The sequence below is a fragment of the Variovorax paradoxus EPS genome, from assembly GCF_000184745.1.
GTDB classification, from domain to species: domain Bacteria; phylum Pseudomonadota; class Gammaproteobacteria; order Burkholderiales; family Burkholderiaceae_C; genus Variovorax; species Variovorax paradoxus_C.
In genome coordinates this window covers 1,583,267-1,602,366 of record NC_014931.1, presented here as the reverse complement: position 1 = coordinate 1,602,366, position 19,100 = coordinate 1,583,267, and the positions used below count along the sequence as shown (strand labels likewise).

Here is a 19,100-nt window from a genome sequence, read left to right as displayed (position 1 = left end):
AAATCAGTCGTACAGAACCGCCGCGATCTTCGGGTCGGTGATGTTCGTCTTGTCGTACCAGAAGAAGCCCGTGTCCACGATCTTGGGCAGCTTCTCGCCCTTGATCGCCTTCACCGCCATCTCCACGGTCTTGTAGCCCATGCCCACGGGGTTCTGCGTGATCGCGCCGGCCATGCTGCCGTCGACGATGGCGTTCTTCTGCTGCTTGCCCGAGTCGTAGCCGATGATCACGATCTTGCCGTTGCGCTTCATCTCCTTCACGCCGTTGACCACGCCGATGGCAGAGCCCTCGTTGGCGCCGAAGATGCCCTTGAGGTTCGGCGAGGCCTGCAATATCGACTTGGTGATTTCGGTCGACTTCAGCTGGTCGCCGCCGCCGTACTGCACGCTCACGATCTTGATGTTCGGGTAGGTCGACTTGATGCGGTTCACGAACCCATCGCGCCGGTCCACGCCGGTGCGGCTGGTCTGGTCGTGCACCACGAGCGCCACCTCGCCCGACTTGCCGATCAGCTCGGCCATCTTGTCGGCGGCCAGCGCCGCGGCGGCCTTGTTGTCGGTCGTGGTGGTGGTCACGGGAATATCGCTGTCCACGCCCGAGTCGAACGCGACCACCGGAATCTTCGCGGCCTGCGCCTTCTTCAGCAACGGAATGGCGGCTTGGCTATCAAGTGCTGCGAAGCCGATGGCTTGCGGCTTCTTGGCGAGCGCGGCGGAGAGCATGTCGATCTGCTTGTCGACCATCGCCTCGGTCTCGGGGCCTTCGAAGGTGACCTTGACCTTCAAGTCCTTCGCGGCCTGCTCGGCGCCCGATTTCACGGCCTGCCAGAACTGGTGCTGGAAGCCCTTGGAGACGAGCGGGATGTAGATCTCTTGCGCCTGCTGCGCGTGTGCAAGGCCCGACAGGCCGATGAGGGCCGCGCCCAGCGTGGTGGTGACTGCTCTTCGTTGAATCATGCAAAGGTCTCCTGTGGTTGTAGAAATAGGAAATCGGAATTCGGGTCAGTGCTTGTTGCTGCCGCGGCGGCGCAGGATGTCCGCGTACACGGCCAGGATGATGATCACGCCCGTGATCACCGTTTGCCACTCCTGCACGACCGAAAGAATGCGCAGCCCGTTGGTCAGCACGCTCATGATGAAGGCGCCGATGATCGTGCCGACGATGGTGCCGGTGCCGCCGCTGAGCGAGGTGCCGCCGATGACCACGGCAGCAATCGCGTCGAGCTCGTAGCCCTGCCCGAGCGCCGGCTGCGCCGAGTTCAGGCGCGAGGCGATCAGCAAACCCGCGATGCCGCAGATGCCGCCGCTCACCGTGTAGACCACGACCTTCCAGAAATTGGTGTTCACGCCCGAGAGGCGCACCGCCTCCTCGTTGCTGCCGAGTGCGAAGGTGTAGCGCCCGAGGATCGTGCGGTTGAGCAAAATGCTCGCGGCCACGGCCACCAGGAACAGGATCAGCACCGCGTTCGGAATCGGCAGCGACGGAATGAGGTCGCCGATCAACGAATCCTGCGAGATGGCGGTGAAGCCCGGCGTGTCATTGAAGTAGATCGGCTTGGTGCCCGAAATCACCAGCGACAGGCCTTTGAGCAGCATCATCATCCCGAGCGTCGCGATGAAGGGCGGGATCTTGAGCTTGGCGATCAGCACGCCCGAGATGAAGCCGGCCAGTGCGCCGAAGAAGATCGCTGCCGCGATGCCGAGCGCGAGCGGCATGCCCATGTAGGTGAGCACCACGCCGGCCATGACGGCGCAGAAAGTCATGAGCGTGCCCACCGACAGGTCGATGCCCGCGGTGATGATGACGAAAGTACAGGCAATGGCCAGCACGCCGTTCACCGCAGTCGACTGCAGGATGCTCACGAGGTTGTCGGTCTGCAAAAACTGCGGCGAAGCGAAGCTGAAGAACACCATCAGCGCGATGAGGCTGGCAAAGGCCAGGAGCTTCTGCCGCGTGGCGGGGCGAAAGAGCCGCGCCCTCAGCGAGAAGCCAGGTGTGGCGGTGGCGGCGGTGGTAGCAGTGGGGGTCGTCAAAGCGTGTCTCCAGTCTTCATGCGGTGGCTGCAGCTTCGCGCCGGGTGGCGAGCTGCATGATCTTTTCCTGCGAGGCTTCGCGCCCCGTCAGTTCGCCGGTGATGCGGCCTTCGCACATCACCAGCACGCGGTGGCTCACGCGCAATATCTCGGGCAACTCCGAAGAGATGATCACGATGGCCTTGCCCTCGGCAGCCAGCTCGTTGAGCAGGCGATAGATCTCGGCCTTCGCGCCCACGTCGATGCCGCGCGTGGGTTCGTCGAAGAAGAGCACGCTGCAGTCGCGCAGCAGCCACTTGGCGATCACGATCTTCTGCTGGTTGCCGCCCGAGAGCAGCCGCACCTGCTGGTGCACCGAGGGCGTCTTGATGTTGAGCTGCTTCACGTAGCGCTTGCCGGCTGCCTCGATGGCCGCCTGGTCGATGAAGACGCCCATCGACACGAACTTCTTCATGCTCGGCAGCGCGATGTTGGTTTCCACATCCATGCCGGTGGCCAGGCCGAAATGCTTGCGGTCTTCCGAGAGATAGCCGATGCCATGCGACACCGCATCCTCGGGCGACCTGATCGACACCCGCTTGCCGCGCACGAAGACCTCGCCTGCATCGATGGGGTCGGCGCCGAACACCGCGCGCGCGAGCTCGGTGCGGCCCGCGCCCATGAGCCCCGCAAAGCCCAGGATCTCGCCCCGGCGCAGCACGAAACTCGCATCGCGCACCATCGCGCCGCGCGTGATGCCGCGGGCCTCCAGCACGATCTCGTTGTCCGAGGTGTCGGGAAAATCGTTCTCCACCTCGGTGAGTTGGCGGCCCACCATCATGGCGATGAGCGAATCCATCGGCGTATCGGCCATCGACACGGTGGCGATGTATTGGCCGTCGCGCATCACGGTCACGCGGTCGGCAATGCGCTTCAACTCATCCATCTTGTGCGAGATGTAGACGATGGCCACGCCCTGCGATTTGAGCTGGCCGATGATGCGGAACAGGTCGGCCACTTCCTCGTTGTTGAGCGCGGCGGTGGGCTCGTCCATGATGAGCACGCGCGAATCGAACGAGAGCGCCTTCGCGATCTCGACCATCTGCTGCTTGGCCACGGTGAGTTCGCCGACCGGCGTGTGCGGGTCGAGCCGCAAGTTCATGCGATCGAAGATGCGCTGTGTCTCGGCGCGCATCGCCTCCTCGTCGATGAAGAAGCCGAAGCGCCCGCGCGGCTCGCGGCCGATGAAGATGTTCTGCGCAGCGCTCAGGTGGTTCATCAGGTTCAGCTCCTGATGGATGATTCCGATGCCCAGCGCCTGCGCTGCGCGCGGGCTCGCGATGTCCACGGGCTGGCCGTCGATCAGCACCTCGCCCGAGTCCTTGCTGTAGACGCCGGCCAGCACCTTCATGAGCGTGGATTTGCCTGCGCCGTTCTCGCCCATGAGCGCGTGCACCTCGCCGGGCCGCAGGTCGAACTGGGCCTTGTCGAGGGCGCGCACGCCGGCAAAGGATTTGCAGAGATCGCGAATGGTGACGATGGGTTGCATGGTGGCGCGTTCAATCCGGCTGGAGGTCATAGAAGCGTTGCGCCGTGCCCCGCCAGACTTGCGCCTGTTCGCCGGCCGAGAGGCCGCCGATGCAGGCCTGGCTGACCGCGATCCAGCCCGCGTAGTCACCCGCCAGGTTGAGCACCGGCCAGTCGCTGCCCCACATGAGGCGCGAGGGGCCGAAGCCGTCGAGCAGGTGTTCCCACACCGGGCGCACGATGCGCGCCGCCACGTCGACATCGTGGTGTGCAGCCTGTGGCGATTCGCCCCAGAGGCCCGAGAACTTGCAGCACACCTGCGGCAGCGCCGCGAGCGCATTCATGTCCTTGCGCCAGGTGGCGAAGGCTTCGCTGTCGCGCGCACCCAGCGGCGGCTTGGCGGCATGGTCGATCACCACGGGCAATTGCGGCCACTCCTTCAGGAAGCGGATCAGCGAGGGCAGATGCTGCGGCTTCACCAGCGCATCGAAGCGCAGGCCCAAGCGCACCAGCGCCTGCACCGCATCGGGATGCGGCATGCGCGCGATCCAGTCGTCGTCGGCCAGGTCTTGCAGCATCGGCCGCACGCCCTTGAACTTGGGGTGCCGCGCCATGCGCTCGAGCGAGGCCACCGCCGCGGCGCTGCTCAGATCGACCCAGCCGACCACGCCACCGACCACGTCGTGCGCGGTGGCGAGCTCCAGCATGAAATCCGTTTCGGCTTCCGAGTCGGCGGCCTGAACGAGCACCGTTCGCTCGACGCCGTGCGCTTGCAAAAGAGGCGCGAGATCTTCGGGAAGAAAGTCGCGCACCAGCGGCGCGAGGGCGGGCACATCGGCGTGCAGCCACGCGTAGTCGCCGCGCGCGGGTCGCCAGAAATGCTGATGCGAGTCGATGCGTGGAGTCATGCTGCTTGGCACCCTTCGTCTCTCGTCAAATGGTAACGCCGCCATCGACGAGCACCACCTGCCCGGTGACGAAGCGCGACTCGTCGCTCAGCAGGTACACGACCTGCGGCGCGATGTCTTCCGCCACCGCGAGGCGGCCCATGGGCTGGCGTGCGATGAAGTCGCGCTCGGCCTGCACCGGGTCGGGCGCGGCGGCGATGCGCTCGCGCAGCGAAGGCGTGTCCACCGTGCCGGGGCACAGCGCATTGCAGCGCAAGCCCTGCTTCACATGGTCCGCCGCGAGGGCTTTTGTCATGCCGATCACCGCGGCTTTGGAAGCGCCATAGGCAAAGCGGTTCTGGAAGCCCTTCACCGACGAAGCCATCGACGCCATGTTGACGATCGATGCACCGCCACCTTCCTTCTGTGCCTTGTCGAGCATGCCCGGCAGGAAGGCCCGCACCATGCGGTACATGCTCTTGACGTTGAGGTCGAAGCTGAAGTCCCACGCGGCCTCGTCGCACTCGAGCACGCTGCCGTGGTGCACGTAGCCTGCGCAGTTGAAGAGGCCATCGAGCGGCGGCAGTTTGGCGGCCAGCGCGGCAATCGCATCTGCATTGCGCACATCGAGCACCGCGGTGCGGATGCCGGGTGACGCATGCGCCAGCTTGTCGAGGAGCGCGGCGTTGATGTCGGTCGCAATCACCTCGGCACCTTCGCGCGCGCAGGCCAGGGCGGTGGCAAGGCCGATGCCTTGCGCTGCCGCGGTGACGAGGATCGTCTTGTTCTGGAGTCTTGTCGAAGTCATCTGTTCATTGCGTCACGTGGGCGTGACATCGCGTTCTTCACCGTTGATGCGTACGCGCACCGGCTTCTTGTCGCGCGCCTTGTCCGCGACGATTTCATAGGAGGTGACCACACCGTTCTTCCACACGCAGCTCACGCGGTAGCCGCCGCGTGCGCGAAGTCCGTTGAACGCACCGGCCGCCTTCCAGTCGTCCGGGCAGGCAGGCAGCAGCACGATCACGCCCTCGTGGCTTTGCAGCAGCATCTCGGTCAGCGCGCCGGAGATGCCGAAGTTGCCGTCCATCTGGAATGGCGGGTGGTTGCAGAAGAGGTTCTGCAGCGTGTTGTAGGTCAGCAGGCCGCGAAGCATCGTCTGCGCACGCCCGGCATCGCCCAGCCGCGCGAAGAGCGCGCAACGCCAGGGCCAGGTCCATGAGCGGCGGCTGTCGCCCGTCACCATCGACGCGGTGAACGGCTGGCCGGCCACTTCGCCGCAGCGTGCCTTCAGCGACACCAGCGCGGCGGCGGCGAATGCAGGCGTCTTCGCCGGCGTGACCTGGCGCCCCGGGTACACGGCGAACAGGTGCGAGGTGTGGCGGTGGTGGTCCTTGGGGTCGTCGATGTCGCCCTGCCATTCCTGCAGCTGGCCCCACTTGCCGATCTTGTTCGGAGCGAGCTTCGCCTGCATGCCGGCCACGGTCGTTTGATAGGCCGCGTCGACGTTCAGCGTGCGGGCCGCGTCCAGATAGTTCTGGAACAGGTCCCAGATGATCTGCTGGTCGTACATCACGCCGTCTTCGGTCGGCCCGTGCTCGGGCGACCAGCCGTTGGGCGCCACGAGCAGGCCGTCGGCGCGCAGCTTCAGCCGGTCTTCCCAGAACTGGCAGATCTCCTTGAGCATCGGGTAGGCGGTGTTGCGCAGGTAGTTCAGGTCCTGCGTGAACGCGAAGTGCTCGTACAGGTGCTGCGCATACCAGGCGCTGGAGACGTTGTTCCAGTTCCATGCGTTGCCGCCGAAGATGCTCTGGCTGGTGCGCGCCGTCCAGCCGCGCGTATTGGCGCCGAAGGCGTTCCTCGTCGCGATGCGGCTCGGTCCGGCGACCTGCGAGACGAAGTCGACCAGCGGCGTGTGGCAGTCCGGCAGCCCGGTGCTCTCCGCGCCCCAGTAGTTCATCTGCACGTTGATGTTGGTGTGGTAGTCGCTCGCCCAGGCCGGCGAATTGCTGTTGTTCCACAGGCCCTGCAGGTTGGCGGGCAGGCCGCCTTGCCGCGACGAACTGACGAGCAGGTAGCGGCCGTAGTCGAACATCGCCTGCTCCAGGCCCGGGTCGGCCGCGCCGCCTGCATAGCGTTCGAGCCGCTGGCGCGTGGTGAGCCCCACCACGGCGGCATCGCTATTGCCCCAGGTAACGGAGGCGCGCGACATGACCGCGCCGAAGTCGGCGACATGCGCCTGGCGCAATGCGGCATAGGTCTTCGAGGCCGCCGCGGCAAGCGCCGCCTGCACGCGCGGTGCGGGATCGGTGCTCCGCCAGCCGGCGGCGTAGTCCAGCTTGTAGTCGGTGCGCGCATCGACCAGCAGGGTGAGGCTGGTGCATTGATCGAAGCTCAGCGCATTGCCGGACACGGCGAGCTGGCCGTCTTCCTTCACCACCTGCACCGCGCAGGCGTATTTCAGGCTGTTGGCCATGGCGCCGCTGAACGACACCTGGCCCGTGGCGGCATCGGCCGTCGCGGTGGCGCCCTGCATGGACGTCAGCGTGAGCGTGCCGGAGAACGCACGCGAATCGCTGGCGGTGTAGCGGAACACCATCACGTCGGCGACCTTGCTGGCGAAGGCCTCGCGCACGATCTTGCGGCCGCTGGTGCTGAACTCGGTCGTGTGCACGCCAGTGCCGAGGTCCAGCGTGCGGCGATAGCCCGTGGTGGCCGCTTCGGCACCGGGCTTCAGATCGACGCCCGCGAGCGCGATCTCCGCCACCTGGAAGTGGCTCACGCCCGCCTTGGGCACGAAGGCGAACCGGTAGAAGCGAAAGGCCGCCGTGTTGGTGAAAGTGAACGCCTTGGCTTGCGCGCGCGATTCGAACGGCGCGGGCAGCGAGCGCGTGTCGAGTGCAGTCCATGCCGCGCCATCGTTCGATCCCGAGAAGGTCCACTGCTGCGGATCGCGCGCCGGCACGTCGTTGGCGCTCGTCAGCGTGTAGGCGGACACGGCGGCCGCCTGCGGCAGCTCGGCCTGCCACAGCACCAGAGCGCCCGGGCCGTCGATGCACCACTTGGTTCCGCTGCTTCCATCCACGCTCTTGGCCACGCCTTCGCTGGCAGAAGCAGTGCCTTGCGGCGCGGGCCACGTCACCTGCGGCAACGCGGTGCCGCCGCTGAAGGCGAGCGCGATGTCGCCGAAGGCCCGGTAGCTGCCGAAGCCCGTCACGCTCGTGTCGAAGGCATCGTCGTTCTTGCCGGCGAGCGCGTTGTCGTAGTTGTTGACGCCGCCCCACAGGCTCTGCTCGTTGAACTGGATGCGCTCGTTGAAGGCGCCGCCGAACAGCATCGCACCGAGGCGCGCGTTGCCGATGGGCAGCGCCTGCGATTCCCAATCGGTGGCCGCGCTGTCGTACCAAAGGGCGCGCGAGGCGATCGCCGCCGGGGCGAACAGGGCTGCCACCTCCCCGGCGGCGAGCGCCGAAGAGGCCGTGGTGCCGCTGCCGGCAGCGGGTCCGCCCGCCACCGCGCTGCCATTGGCACCACCGCCGCCGCCGCAGGCCTGCAGCACGGGCAGCATGGACACTGCGCCGCTCAGCTTGAGCAACGCGCGACGTCGAAGGTCTTGAGGATTGCGAGGCGCTTCCATGGATCGGCTCCTTCTGTTTCTCAGAACGTATGGCTGATGCCGAAGTACGTACCCGACTGCTTGCCGCCCGCGGGCGGGTTGTTGTTGGTGGCTTCCACCGAGAAGTTGGCGTTCTCGCTGTTGTAGACCTTGCCCACCGATGCGTAGAGCAGCGTGCGCTTGGAGAGCGCGTAGTTCGCTCCCAGCATGTACAGGTTGGCGCTGCCTGCGTTGCGGTTCTGCGTGACGCGGAACATCGAGCCGATCAACGTCAGCAACGGCGTGATCCTGTAGTTGGCGCCGACCCAGTAGTGATTGGCCTTGCTCGGCGCGCTGAGCGGCGCATCGGGCGCCGACAGCCGCTGGTAGCCGACGAACATCTTCAGGTCGTCGAACAAGGTGGCGGTGCCGCCGAGCGTAAGCTCCTTGGACTGATTGAAGAGATCGGAGTACTTGCCGTTCTTGTCGCGCGCCACGTCGTAGATGGCACGCACTTCGAACGAGGGCGCGATGTACGACACCGAGATGCCGTCCTTGCGCAGCTTCGTGAAGCCGTCGGTCTGCTCGCCGAGGCCCGTCTGCACGGTGGCGCTGAAGCCGCCCCAGGTCGGCGTCGTGTACTCGACGCCGTTGTCGTTGCCCTGCCAGTTGCGCCCGCGCACCAGCGTCGCGGTGCCGATGAACTGCTGGCCCGTCGGGTCGAGGTACCAGACGTCGTTGGAGATCGACAGGTTCTTGCCCAGCGCCAGCTTGCCCCAGTAGTCCTGCAGGCCGACGTAGGAACGGCGGTTCAGCAGCAGGTCGGCGCCGTTGGGCTTGGCCTTGGGCAGGTCGAAACCGCCTTCGAGCACGAAAAAGGCCGCCATTCCGCCGCCCAGGTCTTCGGTGCCCTTCACGCCCAGCATGCTGGTGCCCCATTGGTTGCCGGCCGCGCGCCACAGGTGGCCCCTGCCCTGGCCCGCGTCGTTGGCGATGTTGTTCTGGTAGTCGGCGCCTGCCACGGCGCGACCGTAAAGGGTCACGCTGCTCTGGGCCTGGGCCTGGGCCTGGGCGCTCGTCGCTCCGAAGCCGAGGCAGGCAAGGCAGGTGCCGAAGGCGCTCGCCATGGCAATGGATCGCAAATTCATCTTCTTGTCTCCTGTTGTTTTCTGAATGGACAGATGCAGACCGGGGGTCCAGACTGGTGTGCGACCTATTTTTGGCCTTACCAATTTGGTATGACCACTTTGCCATATCGATGAATTGGTCTTACCAGAAGAAACCCTTTTCGGGTTTTCCCAGCGGAAGAACGGGGGAATAAGCGGAAAGTAGGCGTTTGGAAATGTCAAACTGGCATGACCACATTCCGTTTTACTGTTCCATCGATCCCATGCAGCCGCCCGCCAAACCCACCGACACCCGCCGCCTCTACCAACAGATCGCGGACCAGATCCGGGCTTTCATCCGCGACCGCAACCTGCCTGCGGGCGCACGGTTGCCGCCCGAGCGGGAACTGGCGCTGCAGCTGGGCGTGTCGCGGCCTTCGCTGCGGGAAGCGCTGATCGCCCTGGAAATCGACGGGCGCATCGAGATACGGATGGGTTCAGGCGTCTACGTCTGCGCGTCGCACGACGCATCGGAGCGCGCAACGCCGGCGGTCGGCGAGAGCCCTTCGGAAATGATGCAGGCCCGCGCAATGCTCGAAGGCTCGGTGGTCACGCTGGCGTCGGCGCGCGTCACGCCGCAGACCCTGGAGCGGGTGAAGGCAACGCTGGAAAGCATGCGCCAGGACGGACTCAATGGCCGCACGCAAACCGAGAACGATCGGCGCTTTCACATCGCCATTGCGGAGATGACGGGCAATTCCGTTCTGGTCCGGCTGGTGGGGGAACTGTTCGATAGCCGGCACAGCCCGATCTCGTCGCGCATGACCGCGCGCACGGAGGATTCACACGCGTGGAAGGCGGCGTTTGTCGAGCACGAAGTGATCTATCGCGCACTGGAGTCGCGGGATCCGCAGGCCGCGGTGGCGGCGATGCTGCATCACCTGCATGCCTCGCATGCGCGGTGGACTGCGGAATCCACGTCGGCGTCTGCGGAGTAAAAGGCAGGGCAGTTCGGGGCGAGCGCACAGGCCACCGGGTACTCCCCTCCGCGAATGTCCTCCGGGCTTCGCCCTCCCCCTTTACCGGGACTTCTCGCGCGGTCAAGCACGGGTTCAGGGTTGTTTTCTTGCCATGCTGTATTGCCTGCAAGGCGGTGAGGATCGAGTCGCAACGAAACGAGGAACAGACTGCACATCTACCGACGGTCTTGTTGCACGGGCGTGTGGCCGTGCGGACCCAGATACGAACCGCTCAGCGGGGCTCCATTCATTTCTCGTGATGCCCACTTCAATTGGCATCACCAAGGGGGAGTCGAGCTTGCCCGCTGCCGGTCTGACCTGTTCATTGCATCTTGGAACTCACGTCTGGCAAACAAACAAACATCAACAAAGGCTCTTCGAACAGCTCGCGCTACACCGCGATGACCGCAGCGATGGCGCCTGGTGGTTTGGTACTGACGTGGTGCGCATCGAAGGCCCGCCCGCGTGCGAACACGGCCCACAGGATGCGCGCGTTCTTGTTGGCCAACGCCACCACGGCCTTCTGCCACCCGGAGCGCTCGCGCAAGGCCTGCACCCAGCGCGAGATCGGGTCGTCGCGTCTGTGCGCCGTCAGCACGATCGACTTGGCCCCCTGGATCAGCAGCGTGCGCAGGTACGCGTCGCCTCGCTTGGTGATGCGCCCCAGGTTGTTCTTGCCGCCGCTGGAGTTCTGTCGAGGCGTCAGACCCAGCCAGGCGCCGAACTGCGCACCGTTCTTGAATTGCTTGAAGTCGCCCACCGTGGGCCCACCACCGCGGATGCCGTGACCGGTCCCCACGCCCAGCAACTGCTCGGCCTGGCGCACCTGATCGCTGGCCTTGCCGTGTGCAGCGATGCGCTCGTCGCACCATCGCAGGTGTGCATCGAGTTCTTGCCATTGCGCATAGGCCCGCTGCAGCGTCAACCGGGCCAGAGCGCCCAGTTCATTGCTGGCATCTTCCATCGCGTCGGGAAGCACCTGGCGCAGCGCCTCGGGGCTTTGGGCGAACACCAATCCGAACTCCGCCAACAGGCCCCGGATGCGGTTGATGCAGGCGGTGCGGTCTGCCTTGACGCCCTCTCGCAGGCGGTGAATGCACAGCATGCTTTGCTGCTCCACGCTCTTGATCGGCACGAAGTGCATGTGCGGGCGCGAGGCCGCCTCGCAGATCGCAGCGGCATCGTTGGCGTCGTTCTTGCCGCTCTTGCCTTGGAGGCGATAAGGCACGACGTGCGGGGCGGCAATGATGCGGGCATCCAGCCCCAGAGCAAGCAGCTTGCGCGCCCAGTAATGGGCGCTGGAGCTGGCCTCCATGGCAACCAGGCAGCCCGCGGGCAGTTGCGCGCACCAAGCCAGGAATTTATCGCGTGCCAAGGCGCGCCCGGTGACGCGCAAGCCCGCGGCATTGACCGCAAAGACCTGGATCACGCGCTTTGCCAAATCCACGCCGACTCGGGTAATCTCGTTCATGGGGCTTCTCCTTTCAAAGGTTTCAGATTGACTTCGCAAATCAATCTTGGCACTCGATGCCGTGACCAGAAAGCGAGAAGTCCCTTCGCATTCATTTCGCTGCGGGAAGCACCCGATGCCCTGCGCACTTGCAAGCGCTGCTGGTGTATCGCTGATCAACGAACGCTCTGAAAGCGCTCACGCTGATGGTGGGCTCTGTTTCGCGAAATCAAGGCGGGGGACATTCGCAAAACAGAGCCCACCGTCGGCGGGAGCGCCGCCCTGAACAGCGGCGCTCTCAAACCACATACGTCAGTCCGCGTAAACGCCGGCCGCCTTGATCACAGGCGTCCACTTCGCGATCTCACCCATCACGAACTTCTTGTGGCCCGCCGGTTCGATACGGCCATCGGTTGCGACCACCGCGCCCAGCAGTTCTTCGCGCTTGATGAAGTCAGGGTCCTTCAGCGCAACCTTGAGCGCATCGTTGAGCTTCTTCAACACCGGCGCCGGCGTGCCCTTGGGCGCATACAGGCCGTGCCAGATCGTGACCTCGAAGTTCTTCAGGCCCGCTTCGTCGAGCGTGGGCAAGTCTTTCAGCAACGGCGTCGTCAGGCGCTTGGGCGTGGTCACTGCATAGGCCTTGACCTTCTTCGCCTCGATCTGCGGCGAGGTGTTGGTGCTCTGGTCGCACAGGAGGTCGATCTGCCCGCCGATGAGGTCAGTGATGGCCGGCGCGGTGCCCTTGTAGGGCACGGGCGTCATCTCGGTCTTGGTCGCGCTCTGGAACAGCAACCCGCACAGGTGCGAGGCCGAGCCCACGCCCGCGTTGCCGATGTTGATCTTGCCCTTGTTGGCGGCGATCCAGGTGCTCAGTTCCTTGTAGTTGTTGGCCGGCAGGCTGGGCTTGGAGATCAGCGTCATCGGCACGTCGTTGACGATGCCCAGGTATTCGAAATCGGTCTCGACCTTGAACGGCACGTTGCGCACCAGCGTCGGCACTGTCGCCATCGCGATGTGGTTCAGCAGCAGCGTGTAGCCATCGGGGTTGGCGCGCGCCACCTTGGCCGCGCCGATGGAGCTGCCCGCGCCGGGCACGTTGTCGATGATCACGCTCGCGCCGCCCAGCGGCTTGCGCAGCGCTTCGGCGAGGTCGCGTGCCACCCGGTCGGTCGGGCCGCCCGCGGCGAAGGGCACGACGATGGTCACGGGCTTGCCCGCGGGGAAGTCCTGCGCGTGCGCGCCGACAGCCAGGGTGGCAAGGGCGATCGCTGCGAGGGCGAACAGTTTTTTCATGAAGTCTCCGTCAAGGTCAAAAAGAAAGATTCAGGGGGCGCGCGAGGGCACGCGGCTCTCGAGCGTGGGCGATTGCCACTCGGGCTTGATGTGGCAGCCGTTCTTGCCGTCGGTGTCATAGCGCGGTGCGAGCGATGCGCAGCGTTGCGCGAGGCTCTGCGGCGTGGGCTTCTCGCCCTTGTCGATCCAGTCCATCAGCGCGCCGAACAGCGCGGGGTATTCCGAATCGCTGAGATAACTGTGCTCGCGCTCGGCGCTGAAGCTCTGCACGAGGTTGCCGCCGGTGCCGGCCGCGTCGCGGATGCGGCGGTAGGCGTTCTCGAGTTCGACGAACGCGGTCGGGTCGTCGATGGCATGCAGCCCCACGGTGGGCAGCGAGGTGCGGCCCGTGGGCTGGCTGTCGGCCGCGAGCGCGCCCTTGGCCTGCGGGTCGGTGGCATAGCGCAGCACGCCGGCGTTGAGCGCCGCATCGTCGGCCGAGCCGCTGTAGACCACGCCGATGTTGCCGAAGGGGTTGCGGCCGTTCAGGCGCTTCTGCACCAGGTCCTGGAACAGCCACGTCGCCCAGTTCAGGTGGCCGACGAGCGAGCGCTCCTGGATCTTCACGACCGAGAGAATCGTCTTCAGGCGTGCCGCCTGCTCGGGCGTGCGCTGCGCGGCGGGCATGCCGATGCCGGTGCATTCCTTGACGCGCGCGGCGAGCTCGGCGCGCGTGAGTTTCGAATCGAGCGGCAGGCCCATCCACAGCGGGTACTGCGGCTCGTCCGGGCGCGGATGGTTGCGGCAGACGTACTGATAGACCACGCGCAGGTCGAGCCGGAAGTCGTAGTTGTTGTTGCCGCCGCCGATCACACCGCTCGTGAGCAGCAAGCCGTCGTAAGGGCTCTTCGCATCGCCGACGGGCGCATACAGCTCGGCCGCCTTGGCGGCCACACCGCCGCCGTAGCTCTGGCCGTGCAGCAGCGTGCGCGTGGGCTGGCCGAAGTGGCGCACGAAGATCTGGCGCAGGCGCTCGGTGTCTTCGGCGGCCATCGTCACGCCGTAGCCGCCGCGCCGGTAGGTGGAGCCCGCCCAGGCGTAGCCGGCCTTCACGGTGACGGCCCAGCGCTTGAGGTCTTCCTCGCCGCGTTCCAGCTTGGGCGGGCCGGTCTCGGGGCCGCCATGGGCGTGCATCACGAGCACGCCGCGGTTCCAGTCGTTCGGAATGGCGATCCAGTAGAGCGCGCCCGTGCCGTCTTCACCGGTGTAGCAGCGGGCGGCCTCGGGTACGGGGGCCGGGCAGGTTGCGGGCTTCGGTGCTGTTGTCGGCGCCGCATGCGCGGAGAGCAGCGGCGCCGAGCCGAGCAGAGCGAAGGCGGCGAGGTGCGAGAGGTGTTTTTTCAATGGCGTACTCCGAATTGCAAACCAGCGCTCGTGCCCGCGCCGGACGCGTAGCCGATGACGCCGCTGTTGAAGATGAAATGGTCCGGCGTACCGCCGCTGGACTCGATCACGCCGCGCACTGGCTTGTTGTAGGTCAGTGTCGCCGCCGCGCCCGCCAGGTTGAAGCCCGTGCCGGTCACCGTGGCCGCACTGTTCTCGCCCGACACGCTCGACATCGCGTAGGTGCCGTCCGCCGTGCCAACGGGCAGTTCGACACCTTCACCCGGTTGCAGCCCGTAGAAGCGCATGCCGAAATCGGTGGGCGACACGCGTACCAGGTGCAGCGGCACCGCGGTGCCATTCACCAGGCCAATCACCATCGATCCGGTGCGAGTGCCTCCGGTGGTGGCGGTGTCGGGCGTAGTGAACACGTTGAAGGCCTTGTGGGTGGTGTCGTAGGTGATGTAGCCCTTCTCTGTCGTCGTGCAGGAGGCGTTGTAGATCATGAAGCTGCCGGCGTTGCCCGCCGCGCTGCGGCAGTACTGGAAGGTGCCCGCATCGCGCAGACGCACAGCACCGGCAAAGACCTTCGCATCACCCGTGACCTGCTGCACGCCCACCGTGTTGAAGATGTCCGAGACCGGCTTGAATTCCGTGGGGTCGAGCGTGTTCTCGAAGGTGTTCTGGAACGCGAGCAGAGGGGCGAAACTGGTGCCTACCGGCGCCTTCACCCCCCCCTGCAGCACACCGCCCGACGCGAACGTGAAGACGGCGCCCGCCTCGTCGCTGGTGTAGCTGCAGAGCTGCTGCAACACCAGCTTGCCGCTGCTGGTGGTGGCCGCCGCACGCTGCAGGCTGGCATCGATGGTCACGGTGTAGGCCATCGTGGCCGGATCGATCCGTACGCTGAGTTCCTCGCCGAAGCTGTTGCCACCCTTGTAGGTGGTGACGGCGGCCGGCAGGTTCGGACAAGCCAGCGGATCGGCGGTTTCCGTCACGCAGCTGTAGTTGACCGCCGCATCGAGGCTGCCGCTGCCGCCGTACTTGGGCCAGCTCGGGTACTGGCACAGGGGACGGGTCCGCCCGTAGGTAGCGGGCACCGCATCGACTGCCACGCCAGTGGCCGGGGCGAGGCCACTCTCGGCCCAGCTTTCGAGCGCCGCGAGCGAATCCCAGTTGGGGATGAACACGCCCGTGCCGTGGCCCATGCCGGGCACGGTGTAGAAGCGCACGTTCTGGTCGACCATGGCCTGGCCCATGGTGGCGATCATCTCCTTGTAGTAGTCGATGGTCGAGTTGTTGCTGATCACCTCGTCGGCCAAGCCGTGCAGCAGGATCAGCTTGCCGCCATGCCCGAAGAACGGCGAGAGGTCGGGGTCGGTCGCATCGGTGAGATTCGAGACCTCGGTCACGCGCGCGGCATAGCTTCCGGGGTTCTGCGGATCGAAGGTCAGCGAATTGAATTCGGCATTGCGCGTGACGAAGAACTTCACCCACTGGTCGCCGGTGACATACATGTTGGCATCGGCCGAGGTGGCCGGGTTGCCCGGCACCGGGCGCGTGCCTAGATCGCGCGTGGTGTAGGGCCCCGCAACCAGCGTGCCTTCCAGGAGGTTGTAGCCGCCTGCGCGCTTCACGCCATTGGCCAGCGAGTAGGTGGTGAAGTCCAGCGGGTTCTTGATGGCGTGCACCGTCTCGATCTGCTCCTTCGACAGGCATGTGGGGCCTGTGTCCAGGCCGCCGGGGCATGTCAGCGACGCGAGTATCTGGTCATTGAGCAGCCGGCAGCTCTCGACGTTGCTCACGATGTTGTCGACCGCCCCATCCAGCTTGTCGCAGGCCTGCTTCACCCGGTCCTGCACCAGCAGTGTCTTCGGCACGTTCAGGAAGCCCGCGGCGTTGTTGTTGTACAGCGCTCGCCCCACCGCCACATTCGACAGCCGCGTGCCCGTGTAGTTGAGCGCCGGCTCGTTCGCGATCACGCCGTCGTAGTCGAGCGGCCAGCGCTGGATGTAGCCCAGCGCATCGCGCCCGCCGGTCGAGGTGCCGAGGAAATACGACTTCTTCGGCTTGACGCCATAGCGTGCGAGCACCAGCGCTTGCGCCACGTCGCGCGTCTTCTTGAGCGACTGGCCGCCGTAGTTGGCCAGTTGCTCGTCGTTGGCCGCGAACCTGCCGTCGGTGATGCTGCTCGATTGATGGCCCGAGTCGTCGCCGTAGGTGGCGTAGCCGAGCGCGAGCGGCGCGGGTTTTTCTCGGGGGCCGAAGCGGATCTGCTCGGTGCCGTCGATCAGCACGCCATCGAAGCCACCGCCGCCGAAGTGGATCGTCTTCTGGTTCCACTTCTCGGGCAGGTTGACCGCGAAGTTGATGGATTGCGAGGCGGGATCGATCGGCTGAATCGTCCCGCGCACCTTGCAGTAGTCGCCATTGGGATTGCCGACATCGCCCGCCGCCACGGCCGTGGCGCTGACGACGGTCGCGCCGCCCGTAGGCAGGCTGATCAGCGAGGCTGGCAGGCTCTTGCCCGCGAGGTCCGCGCAGGCCACCACCGGCACCACGGCCGGGGGCGGCGGGTTGTCGGGCGGACCGCCACCGTCGGCCGGCGGGTTGTTCGGCACGATCGGGAAGAAGCCGCTGCCGCCGCCTCCTCCGCCACCGCCGCCGCCGCAAGCGGCCAAGACCAGTGAAACCAGCGAGATGCCGACCGCGGGGCCGAACGAACGGCGGGCGCGGCGAGCGGCGTCAAGCATCGAGAAAATCGAACGGGGGCGCGGTGTGCGCATGTCTTGTCTCCGGCATGCGGCCTCGGTGGGCCGCTCTTTGTTTTGAATGGGCGGCCGGACGATAGATTCGGGGTGACTTAGGGTCAAATAAAATAAAGAGGTCGTTTCGATACTAAAAAAATATGGAGACACCATGGAGATGAGACCGCTCCGGTATTTCGTGGCCGTCGCCGAGACTGGCCACATGACGCGCGCCGCCGAGCAGTTGGGCATCCAGCAGCCGCCGCTCAGTCAGACCATCAAGGCGCTGGAACGCGAGCTGGGCGTGCTGCTGTTCCGCCGCCATCCGCGCGGCGTGGCACTCACCGATGCGGGGCGCCTCTTCCAGGTCGAGGCGCTGCGCATGCTGCAGGACATGGAAGCCATGAAGCAGCGCATGGCGCGCGTGGCCAATGGCGAGGTCGGCACGCTGGCAGTCGGCTTCACCAGCTCGGCTGCGGCGCATCGCTTCGTGCCCGAGGCGCTGCGCGCCTTTCGCCGCGAGCACCCGGGCGTGGAGCTTCAACTGCGCGAGAACAACGCCGCCGAATTGACCGAAGCACTGGCGGCCGGCCGCCTGCACTGCGGCTTGCTGCGTGTGCCGGTGGCGCGGCCCGAGGGCCTGCTGTTCGAGACGCTGCTGCGCGAGCCGGTGCTGGTCGCGATGCCCAACGACCACCGCTTTGCCCTCGCGCGCAACAAGGCCTCGCGCCCGCTGCCGCTCGCGCGGCTGTGCGAGGAAGGCATCATCCTCGTGCGCCGTCCGGGCGCACCGGGCCTCTATGCCGAGCTGCTGGCGCTGTGCCACGCCAAGGGATTGCGCCCGCGCGTGGTGGCCGAGGTAGACCGCATGATGACCAACCTGAATCTCGTGGCCGCGGGTGTCGGCCTGTCGGTGGTGCCGGCCTCGATGACCGGCGTGCACGCGCATGCCATCGCCTACACGCGGCTCGCAGACGGCGGCCAGCTCGATGCGCCGCTCACGCTGGTGTCGCGCGTGGAAGAAGACAACCTGCCCGCGCAGCATTTCGCCGCGCTGCTGCGCAGGCATGCGAGCGAGCACCCCGGGTCATGAGCGTTACCTTGCTGCACCGTCGCCATTTCGTACGCAGTACGGGCATCGCGCTGGCCGCTGCCTGCGGCATGCCGCACCTGCTGCGCGCCGCGCCATCCTCATCGCCCTGGCCGAACCGTCCCGTGCGCCTGATCGTGGTCTATCCACCGGGCGGCGTGAGCGACGGCATGGCCCGCGTGCTGGCCGACCCGCTCTCGCAGGCGCTGGGCGTGCCGGTGCTCATCGAGAACCGTGCCGGCGCGGGCGGCAGCATCGGCATGGATGCGCTCGCGCGCGCCGCGCCCGACGGCAGCGCCCTCGCCTTCTCCGCCATCAGCCCGCTCACGCTGCACCCGCTGATCGCGCGCGTGCCCTACGACCCGCTGCGCGCCTTCGCGCCGGTGGCGAGCGTGATGCGCACGCCGGTGCTGGTGGTCGGCACGCCGGCCTTTGCGGGACACGGCTTCGGCGACCTGATCGCGCGCGCCCGCAGCCAACCCGGCGCGGTGCGCTGGGCCACCTCGGGCGTGGCCACCATCGGGCACCTGGTGCTGGCGCAAGTGCGCATGCAGAGCCGCACCGATATCACGCACATTCCGTATGCGGGCGGCGGGCCGCAGCTCAACGATGCGCTCAGCGGGCAGTTCGAGGTGCTCTCGACCAACGTCGCGGCGCAGCAGCTGCAATACATCGAGGCCGGGCGGTTCCAGGCGCTGGCGGTGGGGGCGCCGGCGCGCATCGAGGCGCTACCGGCGGTGCCGACGCTCGCGGAGCTGGGGTACGAGCGGGCGAATCGCGATTCGCTTTTTGGCATCTTCGCGCCGGCGCGCACGCCGGTGGTGGTGGTGCAGCGGCTGAATGCGGAGATCAATCGCGTGCTGCGCAGCGATGCGGTGCGCGAGCGGCTGCGTGCTGCGTACAACCTGCCGGCTGGGGGGAGCATCGAGGACTTTGCGCATGAGATCGCCGTGGATCGGCGGCGCAACCGGGCGCTGGTGGCGGGGGATCGGTCGCAGTTCGACTAGG

Annotated in this window: 14 protein-coding genes; 3 read left to right on the top strand and 11 right to left on the bottom strand. The window is 66.3% G+C overall.

Annotation, left to right across the window (positions count from 1 at the left end; translation table 11 throughout):
* Positions 1-3: 3 nt before the first annotated feature.
* Genes VARPA_RS07180 through VARPA_RS07150 form a run of 7 tightly spaced genes read right to left on the bottom strand, consistent with a single transcriptional unit; the run spans position 4 to position 9,170 of the window.
* The gene (locus VARPA_RS07180) at positions 4-957 is read right to left on the bottom strand and encodes an ABC transporter substrate-binding protein (RefSeq protein WP_013539895.1); all 954 of its coding nucleotides are present in this window, start codon (positions 955-957) and stop codon (positions 4-6) included.
* A 45-nt stretch (positions 958-1,002) separates the two neighbouring features.
* Complete coding sequence (locus tag VARPA_RS07175; RefSeq protein WP_013539894.1) at positions 1,003-2,034, bottom strand: ABC transporter permease; 1,032 nt, start codon at positions 2,032-2,034, stop codon at positions 1,003-1,005.
* A gap of 16 nt (positions 2,035-2,050) precedes the next feature.
* A complete protein-coding gene (locus tag VARPA_RS07170; RefSeq protein WP_013539893.1) occupies positions 2,051-3,562 on the bottom strand; it encodes a sugar ABC transporter ATP-binding protein in 1,512 nt (503 codons plus the stop codon).
* 10 nt (positions 3,563-3,572) lie between these two features.
* A complete protein-coding gene (locus VARPA_RS07165; protein ID WP_013539892.1) occupies positions 3,573-4,448 on the bottom strand; it encodes an amidohydrolase family protein in 876 nt (291 codons plus the stop codon).
* Between the two features lie 25 nt (positions 4,449-4,473).
* Complete coding sequence (locus tag VARPA_RS07160; protein ID WP_013539891.1) at positions 4,474-5,235, bottom strand: SDR family oxidoreductase; 762 nt, start codon at positions 5,233-5,235, stop codon at positions 4,474-4,476.
* Between the two features lie 12 nt (positions 5,236-5,247).
* Complete coding sequence (locus tag VARPA_RS07155) at positions 5,248-8,064, bottom strand: glycosyl hydrolase family 95 catalytic domain-containing protein (protein ID WP_013539890.1); 2,817 nt, start codon at positions 8,062-8,064, stop codon at positions 5,248-5,250.
* Between the two features lie 20 nt (positions 8,065-8,084).
* Positions 8,085-9,170, bottom strand: a complete 1,086-nt coding sequence (locus VARPA_RS07150; protein WP_013539889.1) for a porin — start codon at positions 9,168-9,170, stop codon at positions 8,085-8,087.
* Positions 9,171-9,412: 242 nt separating this feature from the next.
* Between VARPA_RS07150 and VARPA_RS07145 the strand changes: the two genes are divergently transcribed.
* The gene (locus tag VARPA_RS07145; RefSeq protein ID WP_013539888.1) at positions 9,413-10,126 is read left to right on the top strand and encodes a FadR/GntR family transcriptional regulator; all 714 of its coding nucleotides are present in this window, start codon (positions 9,413-9,415) and stop codon (positions 10,124-10,126) included.
* A gap of 412 nt (positions 10,127-10,538) precedes the next feature.
* On the opposite strand, the gene VARPA_RS07140 is transcribed toward VARPA_RS07145, so the two are convergent.
* From VARPA_RS07140 to VARPA_RS30115, 4 genes are all read right to left on the bottom strand, one after another.
* The gene (locus VARPA_RS07140; RefSeq protein ID WP_013539887.1) at positions 10,539-11,618 is read right to left on the bottom strand and encodes an IS110 family transposase; all 1,080 of its coding nucleotides are present in this window, start codon (positions 11,616-11,618) and stop codon (positions 10,539-10,541) included.
* Positions 11,619-11,909: 291 nt separating this feature from the next.
* Positions 11,910-12,893, bottom strand: coding sequence for a tripartite tricarboxylate transporter substrate-binding protein (locus tag VARPA_RS07135; protein WP_013539886.1), 984 nt, complete (start codon positions 12,891-12,893; stop codon positions 11,910-11,912).
* 30 nt (positions 12,894-12,923) lie between these two features.
* Positions 12,924-14,276 (bottom strand): alpha/beta hydrolase family protein, encoded by a 1,353-nt coding sequence (locus tag VARPA_RS07130; RefSeq protein WP_013539885.1) that lies wholly within the window; start codon positions 14,274-14,276, stop codon positions 12,924-12,926.
* On the bottom strand, positions 14,273-17,008 hold the full coding sequence (locus VARPA_RS30115) for a tannase/feruloyl esterase family alpha/beta hydrolase (RefSeq protein WP_144298950.1): 2,736 nt from the start codon (positions 17,006-17,008) through the stop codon (positions 14,273-14,275). Before VARPA_RS30115 ends, VARPA_RS07130 begins: the two co-directional genes overlap by 4 nt.
* A gap of 166 nt (positions 17,009-17,174) precedes the next feature.
* On the opposite strand from VARPA_RS30115, the gene VARPA_RS07120 reads away from it, so the two are divergent.
* Both VARPA_RS07120 and VARPA_RS07115 read left to right on the top strand, forming a co-directional pair.
* Complete coding sequence (locus VARPA_RS07120) at positions 17,175-18,095, top strand: LysR substrate-binding domain-containing protein (RefSeq protein WP_013539883.1); 921 nt, start codon at positions 17,175-17,177, stop codon at positions 18,093-18,095.
* The gene (locus VARPA_RS07115) at positions 18,092-19,099 is read left to right on the top strand and encodes a Bug family tripartite tricarboxylate transporter substrate binding protein (RefSeq protein ID WP_013539882.1); all 1,008 of its coding nucleotides are present in this window, start codon (positions 18,092-18,094) and stop codon (positions 19,097-19,099) included. Before VARPA_RS07120 ends, VARPA_RS07115 begins: the two co-directional genes overlap by 4 nt.
* The last annotated feature ends 1 nt before the right edge of the window (position 19,100 follow it).

Coding starts and splice junctions, on each gene's coding strand:
- VARPA_RS07170 (WP_013539893.1), bottom strand. CDS start 3,562: ATGCAACCCATCGTCACCATTCGCGATCTCTGCAAATCCTTTGCCGGC.
- VARPA_RS07145 (WP_013539888.1), top strand. CDS start 9,413: ATGCAGCCGCCCGCCAAACCCACCGACACCCGCCGCCTCTACCAACAG.
- VARPA_RS07155 (WP_013539890.1), bottom strand. CDS start 8,064: ATGGAAGCGCCTCGCAATCCTCAAGACCTTCGACGTCGCGCGTTGCTC.
- VARPA_RS07150 (WP_013539889.1), bottom strand. CDS start 9,170: ATGAATTTGCGATCCATTGCCATGGCGAGCGCCTTCGGCACCTGCCTT.
- VARPA_RS07165 (WP_013539892.1), bottom strand. CDS start 4,448: ATGACTCCACGCATCGACTCGCATCAGCATTTCTGGCGACCCGCGCGC.
- VARPA_RS07140 (WP_013539887.1), bottom strand. CDS start 11,618: ATGAACGAGATTACCCGAGTCGGCGTGGATTTGGCAAAGCGCGTGATC.
- VARPA_RS07115 (WP_013539882.1), top strand. CDS start 18,092: ATGAGCGTTACCTTGCTGCACCGTCGCCATTTCGTACGCAGTACGGGC.
- VARPA_RS30115 (WP_144298950.1), bottom strand. CDS start 17,008: ATGCTTGACGCCGCTCGCCGCGCCCGCCGTTCGTTCGGCCCCGCGGTC.
- VARPA_RS07180 (WP_013539895.1), bottom strand. CDS start 957: ATGATTCAACGAAGAGCAGTCACCACCACGCTGGGCGCGGCCCTCATC.
- VARPA_RS07135 (WP_013539886.1), bottom strand. CDS start 12,893: ATGAAAAAACTGTTCGCCCTCGCAGCGATCGCCCTTGCCACCCTGGCT.
- VARPA_RS07120 (WP_013539883.1), top strand. CDS start 17,175: ATGGAGATGAGACCGCTCCGGTATTTCGTGGCCGTCGCCGAGACTGGC.
- VARPA_RS07160 (WP_013539891.1), bottom strand. CDS start 5,235: ATGACTTCGACAAGACTCCAGAACAAGACGATCCTCGTCACCGCGGCA.